The sequence below is a fragment of the Sphingobacterium sp. UBA5639 genome (assembly GCF_002421245.1).
Classification (GTDB): Bacteria; Bacteroidota; Bacteroidia; order Sphingobacteriales; family Sphingobacteriaceae; genus Sphingobacterium; species Sphingobacterium multivorum.
In genome coordinates this window covers 1-14,686 of the sequence record NZ_DIJR01000005.1, presented here as the reverse complement: position 1 = coordinate 14,686, position 14,686 = coordinate 1, and the positions used below count along the sequence as shown (strand labels likewise).

The 14,686-nt window shown below is 37.0% G+C and carries 15 protein-coding genes; 11 read left to right on the top strand and 4 right to left on the bottom strand.

Annotated features, from left to right (window positions below):
* Positions 1–2: 2 nt before the first annotated feature.
* The gene (locus B4Z90_RS03990) at positions 3–1,028 is read right to left on the bottom strand and encodes an efflux RND transporter periplasmic adaptor subunit (RefSeq protein ID WP_058699770.1); all 1,026 of its coding nucleotides are present in this window, start codon (positions 1,026–1,028) and stop codon (positions 3–5) included.
* Positions 1,029–1,184: 156 nt separating this feature from the next.
* On the opposite strand from B4Z90_RS03990, the gene B4Z90_RS03985 reads away from it, so the two are divergent.
* The 3 genes from B4Z90_RS03985 to B4Z90_RS03975 all read left to right on the top strand — a co-directional run bounded on the left by B4Z90_RS03985 (position 1,185) and on the right by B4Z90_RS03975 (position 4,020).
* Entirely contained in the window at positions 1,185–2,057 is an 873-nt protein-coding gene (locus tag B4Z90_RS03985) for a helix-turn-helix domain-containing protein (RefSeq protein ID WP_058699769.1), read from the top strand.
* Positions 2,058–2,151: 94 nt separating this feature from the next.
* The gene (locus B4Z90_RS03980) at positions 2,152–3,360 is read left to right on the top strand and encodes a TlpA family protein disulfide reductase (protein WP_058699768.1); all 1,209 of its coding nucleotides are present in this window, start codon (positions 2,152–2,154) and stop codon (positions 3,358–3,360) included.
* Between the two features lie 240 nt (positions 3,361–3,600).
* The gene (locus B4Z90_RS03975) at positions 3,601–4,020 is read left to right on the top strand and encodes a LytR/AlgR family response regulator transcription factor (RefSeq protein WP_058699767.1); all 420 of its coding nucleotides are present in this window, start codon (positions 3,601–3,603) and stop codon (positions 4,018–4,020) included.
* A gap of 362 nt (positions 4,021–4,382) precedes the next feature.
* Here the strand turns inward: B4Z90_RS03975 and mobC are convergent, their stop codons facing one another.
* The 3 genes from mobC to mobA all read right to left on the bottom strand — a co-directional run bounded on the left by mobC (position 4,383) and on the right by mobA (position 8,232).
* Positions 4,383–6,386 (bottom strand): conjugal transfer protein MobC, encoded by a 2,004-nt coding sequence (gene mobC, locus B4Z90_RS03970; RefSeq protein WP_200811747.1) that lies wholly within the window; start codon positions 6,384–6,386, stop codon positions 4,383–4,385.
* A 104-nt stretch (positions 6,387–6,490) separates the two neighbouring features.
* A complete protein-coding gene (gene mobB / locus B4Z90_RS03965; RefSeq protein ID WP_058699765.1) occupies positions 6,491–7,792 on the bottom strand; it encodes a conjugal transfer protein MobB in 1,302 nt (433 codons plus the stop codon).
* Positions 7,789–8,232, bottom strand: a complete 444-nt coding sequence (gene mobA / locus B4Z90_RS03960; RefSeq protein WP_058699764.1) for a conjugal transfer protein MobA — start codon at positions 8,230–8,232, stop codon at positions 7,789–7,791. The genes mobB and mobA overlap by 4 nt, the downstream gene beginning before the upstream one ends.
* Before the next feature lie 732 nt (positions 8,233–8,964).
* Between mobA and B4Z90_RS03955 the strand changes: the two genes are divergently transcribed.
* From B4Z90_RS03955 to B4Z90_RS03920, 8 genes are all read left to right on the top strand, one after another.
* Positions 8,965–9,732 (top strand): ParA family protein, encoded by a 768-nt coding sequence (locus B4Z90_RS03955; protein ID WP_058699763.1) that lies wholly within the window; start codon positions 8,965–8,967, stop codon positions 9,730–9,732.
* Between the two features lie 12 nt (positions 9,733–9,744).
* On the top strand, positions 9,745–10,149 hold the full coding sequence (locus B4Z90_RS03950) for a DUF3408 domain-containing protein (protein ID WP_058699762.1): 405 nt from the start codon (positions 9,745–9,747) through the stop codon (positions 10,147–10,149).
* Positions 10,150–10,159: 10 nt separating this feature from the next.
* Positions 10,160–10,432, top strand: a complete 273-nt coding sequence (locus B4Z90_RS03945; protein WP_176221477.1) for a DUF3408 domain-containing protein — start codon at positions 10,160–10,162, stop codon at positions 10,430–10,432.
* Positions 10,433–10,434: 2 nt separating this feature from the next.
* Positions 10,435–11,070, top strand: a complete 636-nt coding sequence (locus B4Z90_RS03940) for a hypothetical protein (protein ID WP_058699761.1) — start codon at positions 10,435–10,437, stop codon at positions 11,068–11,070.
* Positions 11,071–11,100: 30 nt separating this feature from the next.
* Positions 11,101–11,910, top strand: a complete 810-nt coding sequence (locus B4Z90_RS03935; RefSeq protein WP_058699760.1) for a hypothetical protein — start codon at positions 11,101–11,103, stop codon at positions 11,908–11,910.
* A 197-nt stretch (positions 11,911–12,107) separates the two neighbouring features.
* Positions 12,108–12,413, top strand: coding sequence for a DUF4134 domain-containing protein (locus B4Z90_RS03930; RefSeq protein WP_058699759.1), 306 nt, complete (start codon positions 12,108–12,110; stop codon positions 12,411–12,413).
* 11 nt (positions 12,414–12,424) lie between these two features.
* Positions 12,425–12,757 (top strand): DUF4133 domain-containing protein, encoded by a 333-nt coding sequence (locus B4Z90_RS03925; RefSeq protein WP_058699758.1) that lies wholly within the window; start codon positions 12,425–12,427, stop codon positions 12,755–12,757.
* A partial coding sequence (locus B4Z90_RS03920; protein WP_286801445.1) for a TraG family conjugative transposon ATPase occupies positions 12,754–14,686 on the top strand: 1,933 nt, incomplete at its 3' end. The genes B4Z90_RS03925 and B4Z90_RS03920, both read left to right, overlap by 4 nt.

Below are 14,686 nucleotides of genomic sequence, written 5' to 3'. Positions count from 1 at the left end.
TTTTAGTTAACGATAACTTTAGATCCTTCAAAGATTTTTTGAAAACCTTCGGTAACAATCCGGTCTCCTTCTCCAATACCTTCTAAGACAACCACGCCATCTGAAGTCAGTTCTCCTATTTTCACTGTTTGTTTTGACACAGTATTGTCTTTACTGACCTTCCACACATACCGTTCATTCCTTGCAGAAATTTGAATTACAGAAATTGGAAGTGAATAGCCTGTCAAGTTATCCGATTTAAATGTAATGTTACAGTCCATCCCCGGAAGCAGTTCGTCGCTGCCATTTAGAATATCTACCTTAACCGTATATGCTCTGGAATATGGATTGGCCACAACTCCCTTCTCGATAATTTTTCCGGTATAAGTCTTATCCAGTGTCTTTAAGTAGATATTTGCATCATCACCGATTTTCAACTCTTTTATATCATTCTCGGGAACAGAAACTTTAACCCGTATTTTTTCTACTTTAAGTACTGTAAAAACCGGCATACCAGCAGCTACATTTGCACCCAGATCAATACCCTTGGTCCCGATTACTCCACTGTAAGGGGCATAGAGGTTACAGTCTTCTACATCCTTTAGAGCAAGAGACTCTGCAGCTTCTGCCTGTTCAAGAATAGATTGAGCTTCAATAATCTTGATCTCAGGTAAACTCTTGTTATCATAAATAATCTTAAGTCTCTGATAGGCATCCTTAGCTTGCTTTTTCTGGGACTTTGCTACCTCATAAGCCTTTTGGTAACGGCCTTTATCCAAAGTTGCTAAGAGTTGACCTGCATTGACCTTACTTCCTTCGGAAACAAGTATCTGCTTTACATTTCCAGCAACCTGAAAACTTAGCTGGGTCTGCGCAGACTCTTCGACGGAACCGATATACTTTCTCTGTCCGTCAATATCATTCAGTGCAATCAATACTGCCTTTACTGGAATCTGCTGTTCATTTTGGATTTCCTTTTCTTTGTTCTTACAGCTTGTAATGAGAAAAAGGATAAAAGAGGCGATTGCTAAATAGTTTCTAATTTTCATACCGATTAATTCAATATTTTAACATTGCAAAGTTCCGTTCTACAGCATATATTAAAAAGGTCACACATTCCTAATTTATAGTCAGATGGTACTATTTTTGGAATAATAGACGGATAAATTGAAAAAAATGGTTTATTTGTCTTAAAAGATAATGTGATGATGAAACAAAAAACTATTTACACCTTGGAAGTTTCACACCTGAATTTGGCGGATGATAATCTGAGGAACGATTTTGCGATATCAGATACAAGTGAAGATATTATTGGAATAACGCTCGAACATCCGGTAAAGATTAATTCCTTACTTGTTGGTATATGTATAAAAGGGAACGGTAATATGAAAGTCAACTTAAAATCTGTTCCGCTATCTGAAAGAGACGTCATAGCACTCTCTCCCGGCACTATCATCCAATATGTGCCAGAAGAAATAAGCAGTGATTTTATGATGAAATATATGTCAATATCTCTTGAGTTCGTCGCTGCTTTCGATGCTTCATATCTCTATCCCGATGCAAGACAGACGTCTTATTTTAAAGCCGATATTGAAGAATATAATATATTATTAAAGCTTTATGATAATCTGCTTGAAAAATATAATCGGAAAGATAATTTGTTCAGAAGACAGATCATACAGCATTCATTATTGTCAGGCATGTACGAGTTTGCGCTGATTGAAAAAAACCATACATATTTAAATACCGAAGGCCTGACAAAAAAGGAAAAACTAGTTTGGGAGTTCTATCAGCTCTTATTTAAACACTACAAGAATGAAAAAGACACATTGTTCTATGCCGAAAAGCTATTATTATCGACCAAATACTTATCGACGATCATAAAACAACAGACAGGAAAGACGGTCAACGAATGGGTCTTTGAATATATTATAGCGGAAGCAAAGGCTCTTATTAAATCTTCAAAAATTACCATTAAAGAATTGGCAGAACATTTTAACTATGCTGATGCCACATCATTTGGTAAATTCTTCAAAAAACAAGTAGGTATGACACCAAATGAATACAGAAAAAATTAATAAGGCTAATAGAAGGATATTAATAAAATGATAGTTGCCCCCCCAAATTGTGTTTTTAGTGGTCTATTACTATAGATAACCTAATTAAAAGAAAATGGAAAAAAAATGTATGATTATCGTGACAATTTTGCTTTTAGTAGTAATGGCTACTCCAATAAAAGCAATTGGGCAAATTGTTGTTGAGGAACAGTCAACTACTTACCTCTATAATGCAATAAAATCTGAAACAGATCCAATTAGCATTGAAAAAATGCTTGTTCAAATGGAAAAGCAGTCTGCATCGGAACCAAGAGATGCCATGATATTAGATGCTGGCCGATACATAGCCGCTAAAGCTTATGCCCACGCAGGAGATGCTCAGAAGGCAAACTACTGGATGAATAAGATTAATAATAAAAGTTGGAAGACAAGCAGTTTATCTACAGTTACTCGAGCTCTTATCGAAGCTGGGATGCTGAATGATGCTGAAGAACTTGTAAAGCCTTTTTTGGGTCAAACTGGATCAAACAACTTTCACTACGGTTTGATTCTCTATAAACGTAAGGAGTTTAAAGCTGCATTGGAGTATCTAAAGCCTAATAATGAAGACAAGTCTGATTTTTTAAGTGCAGATGCTGAAATTTATCCTTTCGCACTGATCGAAGCTGATAAACAGCTGGATGCTTTCAATGAAGTTAATAGATTACTGAAAATTTCGGCAAATAGAAGTGATAGATTCAAAGATGCTTCAAGAAAGTTATTTCAAAATAAATATGGTGACGAGATACGCTATGAATTTCTGCTCGATTCTATGGAAACTGTGGACCATAATAGCACATTGACAAAAATAGCAAAAATGGAGACTAACCAATTGGCTCCAGATTTTGAACTTAAAGATTTAAACGGAAAAAGCGTTTCGTTAAAAAGTCTAAAGGGTAAAATCGTTATCTTAGACTTTTGGGCTACTTGGTGCCAGCCTTGCATAGCCTCTTTCCCGGGTATGCAGAAGGCCGTAGATTACTACAAAAACGATGATAGCGTTGTTTTTATGTTTATTCATACCCAAGAAAAAAGCCCAAATGCTGCTGATGATGCTAAAAAGATGCTAATTGCAAGGGGAAACCGATTTGATGTTTACATGGATTTAAAGGACGAGGTTCTTGGAAAAAGCCCTGTTTCAGCTGCCTATAAAATTTCTGGACTTCCTGCTAAATTCTTTATTGACAAGAATGGTTTTATACGTTACAAAAACGTTGGTTATATAGGTGTGGATGAAGCTATACCTGAAATCAAAACCATTGTGGATAAATTAAAAGCGGAATAAGCAACACACAATTCACGCTGATATAGCGAAGTTAATGGGATTGAAATCGACAAAGATGTTCAATTGTTATTAGCATGTACGTATGACACCAAATTAATGTAAGTATTTCTAGTGATCAAATGTGTATAGGGTCTTGTATGCAATGTCTTTAAGTCAGAATCATTTTTAATAGGTCCTATTTAATTTTCAATAATACCAATAGAATTTTCACTTAATTAATCACCACTATCTATAAACAGTATGAGAATTTTAATTATAGAAGATGAAGACTTAAATGCTCGTCGCCTAAAAAGATTGTTAGAAGAATTGGAACCTAACTGTGAAATTTTGCAAATAATTGATACAGTTAAGGATGCAGTTTCCTGGTTAAATTTAAACAATTCACCAGATTTAATTACAATGGATATATGTTTGGCTGATGGGGTTAGTTTTTCCATATTCGATCAGTCAATTATTAAATGCCCGATAATATTTACAACTGCCTATGATGAATATACTTTTAGAGCATTTAGTAATAATAGTGTAAGTATAGAATACTTAATGAAACCCATTCAGAAGGACGAACTTGCTGCTAGCTTAAATAAAATTAAACTATACCTCGGAAAGGAGGATTTATTCCCTGTTTTTAATTCGAGAAATCTAAGAGGGGATTATAAATAATCACTTTGTGTATCGTAATTTTTTGCCTGATTGAAGTTGTTAAATATTTTAAAATATACCTCTTTTGTGTTCAGTATAAAAAAGTTTCTATTTTTTACAGATTTTGTATTTCCATCAGTCATAAAAATGAGGAATCACAAAAGAAATAGATTCGTCTAATGTCAAACCGTTTTCTATTAAAAAGGGAAAGAACAAAGTCATATAATAAAAATTTAAAAGCTACAGTAAATACCTCTATTTACTGTAGCTTGTTCTAAACAGAATAGTGCATCAATGATTCTAATAATTATTTATTCAGTATTATTAAAAGGTTGAAAAAAAGCTTAGTGAGCATTAACACTACTAAGAGAAGTGTAGTTTATCTATAGGTCTTTAAGTAAGTGCGTTAAATTAGAATCATTCTTGATTCGATCTATTTCATTTGCAATAATACCTATAACATCTTTCTTTACCTGCTTGTAATTAGCTTCAATTTGTTCTTTCATATTATCAGCTCCATGTGAATCGTTAAAAGATAAAATCTCTGGTATTTTTTTAAAAGCTTTGGTTTCGGCAGCAACTTTGTCGTTATCTACTACAATTTCAGAATGAAAAATCTTCTGTTCAATACGTTCGTCAAAATTGTCGGAAACAGCTCCCACGAACATTCCTTGTGTAAGTGTAGAAATCTTAGATGCAGGTATTAAGCTATCTAACTGTGTGGATATTGAAGTAGATTTATCATTCCTGTTAATTGTCAAGCTTTGACGTTTTTGCAACACTTTCCCGAAACGTTCCGAAAGATTTTTAGCAGTTTCTCCCACTACCTGACCACTAAAAATGTTACCGACAGTGTTCTGAATTACTTTAGCTTCTTTATCTCCATAATCACGGATTAATTGAGAATAGTCTTGAAAGCCTAAACATACTGCCACTTTATTACTTCTGGCCGTTGCAATCAGGTTATCCAATCCTCGAAAATAAATTGTCGGTAACTCATCGATGATGACAGAACTCTTTAACTGTCCTTTTTTATTAATGAGTTTCACAATTCTTGAATTATATAAACCCAATGCCGCTGAGTAAATATTTTGACGGTCTGGATTATTACCTACACATAAAATCTTAGGCTCCTTCGGATTGTTGATATCCAGAGAAAAGTCGTCACCGGTCATTACCCAATATAATTGTGGAGAAATCATTCTTGATAATGGGATTTTAGCAGAAGCAATCTGTCCTTGCAGTTGGTCTTGTGCTCCGCCCTGCCAAGCATCCATAAAGGGCGATAAATAATTTTCCAAATCAGGATAAGACGTCAGAATAGTGAATACATCAGAGTATTTTTTATTCAGTAATTCAATAGCGTGTGGAAAAGTGCAGTATTTGCCGCTGTCATAGATTTTCAGAAACCAGATGATTGCTGCCAGCAAAATAATTGGTGATTCAACGAAAAAATCCCCTTGCTTCTGGATCCAGCTTCTATTAAGATTCAACATAATCGTGTAAGCAGCTTCATAAGCATCAGAGATATCCGTCATAAAAACCGGGTTAAGTGGATTGCAACGATGACTTTTACGAGGATCATCAAAATTAATAACATAAAATTGAGGCTGTACCTTGTATTTATCTCGGTGTTTTAGTAAATGGTTATATGCAATAGTAGAAAGGTCGTCAAATTTAAAATCATAGATATACATTGAAAACCCTTTTTCTATATGCTGTCTAATATAATTATTTACAACTGCGTATGATTTGCCTGAACCTGGCGTGCCTAATACAATTGTTGCCCTGAAAGGATTCACTACGTTAATCCAGCCTTCATTCCACTTTCCCTTGTAATAAAATTTAGTAGGTAAGTTTACAGAATATTCGTTTTTCATCAGTTTGGTTTCTTGCTGAAAACTCTCATTCTCATTATTAAATACATCATCCATTAAATTCGTGCGGAGCAATCTGGTAATCCAGACACCCGCCTTCATCAAAGAAATGTAACCTAATGCTGTAGTAAAAATGTAGAGAGATGTACCTATAAAGGGAGACAGTTTTAGTAAAGGTGTATTGAGAAAAAACAGAATAAAACCAATTACCAAGGCGGTGTTTATTTTTGTCCATGTTATTTTTTCGTTCTTTACACCTTTGGTTCCAAGACAGCTTAATGCCAGCAATACCAATGCGAAAATTTTGGTGTAAAGGTTGTGAGCAAAAAGCCCCGCCGTTCGGTTAAAGTTGGCTAATATTTTGCCTATTATTTCTAATGTCCAGCCACGCTCCAAAAAGAAACCAAAGCAGAACCAGTAAAAGTGCATCAGTACAATGATGATACTGACCGCACGCATGAAAGCCATAATCTTGGCTAAACCTCTTAAATCGTCTTCTCCTTGCATAATTTGTAATGATTAAAATGACAGAGAGTGAATTTAGAGTCTGTTCGGGTTGGTTTTGGATAAACGGTAACCGATGGCGTTCGGTGGCATTGTTTGGTTTGATGTTTCTATTTACCTCTTTTTCGTTTCCTTTTCTTCTTCATTCTATTGGCAAATTCTTGTTCCTCGTAATCTTCGTCCTGTACATCGGGAAGCAGACTGCCCAACCCCTCTATCAGATCAGGCTCATTATAGGCAGGTTGTTCCTTGTTCAGAAAATCAAAAAGCTCGTGTGGTGTTTCGGACTCTTCCTTAGTATTATTCTGGGATGAGCGGCTTGAATGTGTTGTATTGTCATTTGTGGTTTGCTTCCTATTTTCTATTGCCTGTTCATCCCACCATTTATTAAATACATTAGCAGATAGATTTTTACCCAATTGCGAGCCGTTCCATACGGTACGGCTTTCGTGGTCTATAAAAGTCATTCCATAAATACGACCTTCATCATTCCTGCGGACAACGGTATTAATGCCCTGCTCCAATAGCTGCTTCTTAAAATCTGTTTCATTATTGGATGTATGCATACCAGCTTCAATAGTATTTTTAAGCACCTCTTTTGCAGGGTTGGTTTTCATATTTTCCTTTGATTTTTCAAAGTGTTTTTCAAGCTGGGTCATTCCTGCTTCTTTGCCAAACAGTGAAGACTTGAACGGATTACTTGCCTTTTGTCCATACTCATTTAAAGCAAAATACACTAAACCCTGTTTTGGTTGACCGTGTAATTCACCTTTAACTTCTTCGGAAGTTATATTAAAAAGAGAAAGTAAAGCGTTGTAAGCTCCTAGACTTTGGTACTGATAATATTTGGGCAAGTGGCGGGTAACGGATGCTATTTGGCTTTTTATATCTCCTTTGGTATAATCCACGGATTTAAAAATTCGGTCACTATTTGACTGGTATTGCTCTGTAGCGGGCTTCAAATCATATTGCTGTTCCAATTTCCTGCATACAGCCATTGAACGTGGATGATCATAACTGTCCGGTATTTTTGCACCGTTGAGTTGCACGCAGGTGGTTACGATATGTATATGGGTGCGTTCAATATCGGTATGCTTGAATACCACATACGGCTGATTGCCATAACCCATTTCTTGCATGTATTGCTCCGCTATATTTCTGAACTGCTCATCACTAACCTTATCCGCAGGGTCAGGATTCAGCGAAATGTGACGAACAGGCTTTTCTGTTTTGTTATTTGCCAGCAAATAAGGCTCGAAATAGCGGTTGAGAAAAGCGGTAGTGTAGTTGTCGTTCAGCACTTCGGGTATCTTATTCGTGAGCAAAACATGTCCATTTTCCTCGTGCACTTTAAGCAGATTGTAAGAAATTGCTCCGATCATGTTCGCACCTTTTCCAATTTTTGCTATCATTTTTCTTCGCTTTTGTATAGGTATTTTGTTTCAAACTCCTGCGTTAATTGGATAACTTGTTGACATAATGTCGCCATTTCTGCGGTTTGCTTTTCCAATTTAAAGAGATAAGCAGCGGCTTTCTTCTCTGAAAAATTGCGATAAAGTATCTTCACTATCTGGTTATAATTTATACCAACTGCTCTAAACTGGCTGTATAATTTGGTCAGTTGTGCATGGTAATCCATAGCAGCTACATCAATTTTAACCGTCTTAATCTCCCGTTGTAGTAAAAGAGAAATAATAAATTTTGCTTTGTTGCTTATACCTGACGCTTCAAAAAGCGACAGGAGTTTCGCATTCTCTTCGTCATTCAGACGAAAAACATGGCGGTGCGTGCTTGGGTTTAGCTTTGGCTTACGTCCGCCTTTGTTCTGTTTGTTGTTACTGTTCTCATTCATCACAAATCCATTTTAAAATTTTATAAAACCCCGACTTTGGAGGGTGTTTTTCGGCTCCCGGCAGGGCAAGTTGTTTTGGGGCACGAAATACGTTTCGAGTGCCTCAAAACATAACTTGCTCTATTCTGGTGAATAGAAAATCCGCCCTGCGGGACGGATTCTATTTAGTGGAAAAAGCAGCTTCATGCTGCTTCTTATTTTACCTTTCTTGATGGAATAGCATTCTATCAAACCGTCAGAAAAACCCCCTTTGCAAAGTAAAGGTTGATTTTATAAACTATTGATATATAGAATACTGCCAAAGTATTCCGTTAAAAGCCAAAGTGTACAACGCTTTAAAAACCACCTCTATTAATCGCTTTCTTTGTTTCAAGGTTCTACAGAAAGCTTTGAAAAAAACAGTAAAGAAAAAAGTAAAAAAAGAGATATGTATCTGTGCAAATCCTGTAAAAAATAAAAGCATAAAGTTTTAAAAATATAAAAACGCTAAAACGTAAAAGCGGTAAATAAGAAAAGCAGAAAAGAAAGTTTAACTGAAGTAAAGCATATTTCTACCTGCAAAACTTCACGGATTGAAATTTTACAATCAGGTTTCATGTGAATGAAAAAGGGAAAAACGACAAGCAATTACGCAAAAGGTAAAAAAGAAATATTAGAACAAAGAAAGGTACAAATGAAGGTTTTTGTTTGCCTGTACCGATTTAAAGAAAAGCATCAATAAATTTTTAAATAATGGAAACGACAAAGAAAACTTTAAAAATCAGCTTCTACACACAAAAGGGAGGTGTAGGCAAATCAACGATCACTACGCTGTTGGCTAGTGTGCTGCACTACCGTTTAGGTTACAACGTACTAGTAATGGATTGCGACTTTCCGCAACACAGTTTAACCAATATGCGTGCGAGGGATTTAAAAACGGTCATGGAAAATGACTATCACAAGAAAGCTGCTATGAAGCAGTTTCAGACTATCAATAAGAAGGCCTACACCATCGTCAAGAGCAAAGCGGAAAACGCATTGGAAAACGCATTTGAGCAGACAGAAAAATCGAAGGTAGAGCCGGATATTATCTTTTTCGACCTTCCTGGAACTGCAAATACAAAGGGAGTATTATCGACTTTAAAAACGATGGATTTTGTGTTTTCACCGATTACGGCAGATCGACTGGTGGTAGAAAGTACATTGGGCTTTACCAAGGCCTTTCTTCACTTACCAGAAACAGAAACCGGAAACAAAGATCTGGCAATATGGTTGTTTTGGAATCAAGTAGATGGTAGGGAAAAAACAGGTTTGTACGACGCATATCAAAATGTCATAGAGGAGTTGGGATTGCCAATTATGGAAACTCGCATTATGGACAGCAAGCGTTTCCGAAAAGAAACAGACGATACAGGAAATTATGTATTCCGTTCCAGTCTGCTCCCTGCCGAACCGCAATTGCTGAAAACCACCCGCATGGATGCTTTTGTGCAGGAATTTTTAAAAATTATTCACCTGTAAAACCGATGATGTATGGCAACAGATAACAAACGAAAAGACTTTGAGAAACCGGATGTTGATGAGGAATACCTGATGAACATCATGAGCGGTGACCAGCCTGTCCCTGACAAACCAATTCCCAAATCACAAGAGGAAATAAAAGAAAGCAAACCACGTGAGCGATCTCGTTCGACTTCTACCAAAAAAGTAGATTATGAAGAAACCTTTTTAGTCAATCGCTTTCCGTCAGGGCGTAACGGTAAAGTAGTCTATATCCGTCCTGAATATCATGAAAGATTAATCCGCATTGTTCAACTCACACGGGAAGATAAAACTACTCTTTATTCATATATAGATAGTATTCTTGAACATCATTTCAAGGAATTTGGTGATGATATTACCGACTATTTCAATGAAAGATATAAACCTATTATATAATAGTTTCATTATGAAAAATACAAAACAAAAAAAGAAAGCAACATTAAGAATAGATCAGTACAAAACTGAATTTCTTCAGTCGAAAGGCGTTAAGGCAAGAGATAGCAAAACAGCCTATATCAGTACAGAGTTTCACGAAAAGTTATCGCTTATCGTCTTTATGATGGGTGGAGGTAAACTGACTATTACTGATTACCTACACAATGTGCTGAAATACCATTTTGAGGATTTCGGAGAGGAACTCACAGCCATTTATAACGCAATCGACAAACCTAAATTATAGCTATGGAAACAGCAATTCTTATATCCCTATTAATTGTCATTGTCCTGCTGTTGCAGGACAAGGTGGTTATCAAAAGAAATCCAAAACAGGAGAAGCAAATTCCTAGTCAAAAGCGAGAATTTTTAGATATTATGGGAAAACCCAAGCCGATTGAACGCCTTTCTCCGCCAAAGAATACCACTAAAGGACAACTTGAAGATAAAGAGGAAAAACCTGATAATTTTGAAGAAGAAAGATCCCTAAAAGGGTTTGCTAAAGAAATTCCGCAGGAAGAGCTAGATGAAGTTTTTAATACCGAACCTGATTTGGAGGAAGAGGAAGAAGAATGGAACGGGTATGGAACTTATGAGGAAGAAAACGGTTTTGCCACAGGGGTTACCTTTGAAGAACTAAGTACCGTGGGGATGTTGCTCCAAAAAGAGAAATTGGAAACAGCTCAGAAGGAAACAGCGGTGGGAATAGTTCAGAAAATACAGGGAACCGATCTTTTTAGTCTACTGGAAAACTCAATGGAGGGTGCTGCACAGAAAATTGCAGCGTTGTTGGACAGTGGTGTTCCCGGTAAAGAAATGGACTCTGGTTCTTCCAATTTGCGGAAAAATAATATTAATGATTTTGACATTGGGGAGTTTGTATAGACTCTCCTTTGTGTTTTAAAACGTTAAGGTATGGAAAAAGAACTGAAAGAATTTGATATCCACGGAACAGTGTTTCTTGTGGATGTGAATAAATTAGAACTGAGAGAAAAAGAAGATGAAACGAATATTATTCGGTTTGATGAAATGGAATATTTAGGAAATGGATATCGTTTTGATTACGACGTTGAAAAGAATAGACTTTCATCGGGATGGGGAAATCACGAAGTAACCGTCACTATTCCCGAATTCTCCGTATTAGATCCTATTGGGATGGGGAATAAATATAAGCTATCATTAGATGTCATAAAGAAAAGGAACGACTATGATATCATGGTTGACCCCGTTGCTTATGACCTGCGTGTGAACAAAGGAATGCTGCCCACCATTGATATTGAAGGACACACTTTCTATGTAGATATAAGAATGGATAAACTTAGACCAAAAGATGACTTCCTCTCTAATGGAATTGCTTTTTCACACATAGAAGACTATTTTAATGATAGCTCTGGAACATATCTTATTCCCTACAATCCTAAGACAAGAGAAATGGGCGAAATTGACTATGAAAATATTACAGAAATTCCAAAAAATCTTGTTGTAATAGAATTTCCAAACGAGTTAAAACTGGATCCTATCGGATGGAATAGGCAACACGGATTTGATCTGAAAGATGGGTTAATGGAAGTAGGATTGCAAATGAGTTTTACAGCAAAAAAAGGAAAATGGGAAGACATTTATGTGCCTCAAAAAATCAAAGAGAATTTAGATAAAATTAAAAAAGAAAATAAGAACTCGAATACTCCTTATAATTCAGAAAGGAAAAAGGGTAGAAAAATGTGAGAATATTGTAAAAAGAACGAAACGTCAGCCATCAAAAGGCTGGCGTTTTTTTATACTCAATTTTCATACGAAAAGCCTTTGAAAGCCAAGTTATTCCACTGAACGACACTTTTTAAGAGTGCTTTGTTTTACGTCGCACATTTGTTCCGAAAGCCTGCAAGGTGCAGGAAATCGTAACAAATTAATTCGTTTTAAAGATGAAAAAACAAAGAAAAAAAGTGCTGCTGACAGGTGCGGCTTTGCTGTCAGCATTTGGGGTATTTGCACAGGGAAACGGTTCTGCGGGAATCAACGAAGCCACGCAAATGGTAACCTCTTATTTCGATCCCGCCACACAACTTATTTACGCCATTGGTGCCGTGGTCGGGTTAATCGGAGGTGTTAAAGTGTACAATAAATTCAGTAGTGGTGATCCTGATACAAGCAAGACTGCGGCATCATGGTTTGGAGCTTGTATCTTTTTGATCGTTGCTGCAACTATTCTTCGTTCATTCTTCCTTTAATCCTTTGCCTTATGAGTAAATACAATATTAATAAAGGCATTGGACGTACAGTCGAGTTCAAAGGATTGAAAGCACAGTATCTGTTCATTTTTGCAGGTGGCTTACTGGGTATGCTTGTTCTGGTGATGATACTGTATATGGCAGGCGTAAGTTCTTATGTGTGTCTATTTATTGGAGTTGGAGGAGGCTCTCTTATTGTCTGGCAGACATTCTCTCTGAACCAGAAGTATGGTGAATACGGATTAATGAAAGTGGGTGCCAATAAGAGGCATCCACGTTATATCATCTGCCGGAAACCCGTACATCGCTATTTAAAATTCACCTCTAAATCTGTCGGCTTATGAGAAATGTAGCAAAAGCCACTACGTTGGAAAGCAAGTTCCCATTATTGGCTGTGGAAAACAACTGCATCATCTCTAAAGATGCAGACATTACGGCTTGCTTTCGGGTACATTTGCCCGAACTGTTTACGGTTGCTTCCGTAGAATACGAAGCTATACATTCCGCATGGCACAAGGCGATCAAAACTTTACCGGATTTTACAGTCGTTCACAAACAAGATTGGTATATCAAAGAAAATTACGCTCCTGATATTGCAAAAGAAGATCAAAGCTTTTTAGCAAAATCGTATCAACAGCATTTTAACGAGCGTCCTTTTCTGAATCATTATTGTTACTTGTTTCTTACCAAGACCACTAAAGAACGTATGCGTATGCAAAGCAACTTTAGTTCACTTTGCAAGGGTGTGCTTATCCCTAAAGAAATAAGGGATAAGGAAATCATTCATCGCTTTATGGAAGCTGTGGCACAGTTTGAAAGGATAGTGAATGATAGCGATTTTGTAAAACTGGAACGTCTGAGCGAAGAGGATATCGTCGGAACGAGTGGCAAGCAAGGATTGCTGGAACAGTACCTCACCTTGTCAAGAGATGAGGGAAGGCCTTTACAGGACATTGCTTTGGGGTCTGAAGAAGTTCGTATAGGGAACAAAAGATTATGTTTACATACCTTATCTGATACGGATGATCTACCGGGAACAGTATCTGCTGATACGCGTTACGAAAAATTATCTACAGACCGAAGTGACTGTTTGTTGTCGTTCGCTTCTCCCGTTGGACTACTGTTAAGTTGTAATCACATCTATAATCAATACCTTTTCTTAGATAACAGCGAAGCAAACCTCCAAAAGTTCGAAAAGTCTGCAAGGAATATGCATTCACTGGCAAGGTATAGCCGTGCCAACCAGATTAACAAAGAATGGATAGAACGCTATCTCAATGAGGCTCATTCACATGGTCTGTCTTCCATTCGTGCACATTTCAATGTACTGGCATGGTCTGAGGATCCGATCGAACTAAAACAGATTAAGAATGATACCGGTAGTGCTCTGGCTTTGATGGAATGCAAACCAAGACACAATACTACTGATGTAGCAACTTTGTACTGGGCAGGAATGCCGGGCAATGCCGGGGATTTTCCTTCTGAAGAAAGTTTCTACACCTTCATAGAACCCGCGTTGTGTTTCTTCACAGAAGAAACAAATTACCAAAGTTCACCATCACCGTTCGGTATCAAGATGGCAGACAGGTTAACGGGAAAGCCAATCCATTTGGATATATCGGACTTGCCTATGAAAAAAGGTATCGTCACGAACAGAAACAAATTCATTTTGGGACCTTCAGGTTCGGGAAAATCTTTTTTTACAAACCACATGGTTCGTCAATACTATGAACAGGGGGCACATGTGCTGTTGGTTGACACAGGTAATTCCTATCAGGGATTATGTGAGCTGATCTATGGAAAAACCAAAGGTGAAGACGGTGTTTATTTCACTTATACCGAAGATAATCCTATTTCATTCAATCCATTCTTTACAGACGATGGCATATTCGATATTGAGAAGAGAGAAAGTATCAAAACCCTGATACTAACCTTATGGAAACGAGATGATGAGCCACCGACAAGAGCAGAAGAAGTAGCCTTGTCTAATGCGGTAAGCGGTTATATAGAGCGTATTAAGATCAATGATGAATATCCATCCTTTAATGGTTTTTACGAATATGTACAGAGAGACTACCGCAAAGTATTAGAAGAAAAGCAGGTTCGGGAAAAAGACTTTGACATAGCCAATTTCCTAAATGTTCTGGAACCTTACTACAAGGGAGGTGAATATGATTATCTGCTTAACTCAGACAAACAACTTGACTTGCTGACTAAACGCTTTATCGTATTTGAGATTGATGCTATAAAGGGTGCGCACGTAGAGGCTGCAT

What these genes read in the sequence shown, in the direction of transcription:
- B4Z90_RS03925 (WP_058699758.1), top strand. Translation starts at nt 12,425, where the DNA reads ATGAGTAAATACAATATTAATAAAGGCATTGGACGTACAGTCGAGTTC.
- B4Z90_RS03955 (WP_058699763.1), top strand. Translation starts at nt 8,965, where the DNA reads ATGGAAACGACAAAGAAAACTTTAAAAATCAGCTTCTACACACAAAAG.
- B4Z90_RS03950 (WP_058699762.1), top strand. Translation starts at nt 9,745, where the DNA reads ATGGCAACAGATAACAAACGAAAAGACTTTGAGAAACCGGATGTTGAT.
- B4Z90_RS03980 (WP_058699768.1), top strand. Translation starts at nt 2,152, where the DNA reads ATGGAAAAAAAATGTATGATTATCGTGACAATTTTGCTTTTAGTAGTA.
- B4Z90_RS03945 (WP_176221477.1), top strand. Translation starts at nt 10,160, where the DNA reads ATGAAAAATACAAAACAAAAAAAGAAAGCAACATTAAGAATAGATCAG.
- B4Z90_RS03975 (WP_058699767.1), top strand. Translation starts at nt 3,601, where the DNA reads ATGAGAATTTTAATTATAGAAGATGAAGACTTAAATGCTCGTCGCCTA.
- B4Z90_RS03985 (WP_058699769.1), top strand. Translation starts at nt 1,185, where the DNA reads ATGATGAAACAAAAAACTATTTACACCTTGGAAGTTTCACACCTGAAT.
- B4Z90_RS03930 (WP_058699759.1), top strand. Translation starts at nt 12,108, where the DNA reads ATGAAAAAACAAAGAAAAAAAGTGCTGCTGACAGGTGCGGCTTTGCTG.
- B4Z90_RS03990 (WP_058699770.1), bottom strand. Translation starts at nt 1,028, where the DNA reads ATGAAAATTAGAAACTATTTAGCAATCGCCTCTTTTATCCTTTTTCTC.
- mobB (WP_058699765.1), bottom strand. Translation starts at nt 7,792, where the DNA reads ATGATAGCAAAAATTGGAAAAGGTGCGAACATGATCGGAGCAATTTCT.
- mobA (WP_058699764.1), bottom strand. Translation starts at nt 8,232, where the DNA reads ATGAATGAGAACAGTAACAACAAACAGAACAAAGGCGGACGTAAGCCA.
- B4Z90_RS03935 (WP_058699760.1), top strand. Translation starts at nt 11,101, where the DNA reads ATGGAAAAAGAACTGAAAGAATTTGATATCCACGGAACAGTGTTTCTT.
- B4Z90_RS03940 (WP_058699761.1), top strand. Translation starts at nt 10,435, where the DNA reads ATGGAAACAGCAATTCTTATATCCCTATTAATTGTCATTGTCCTGCTG.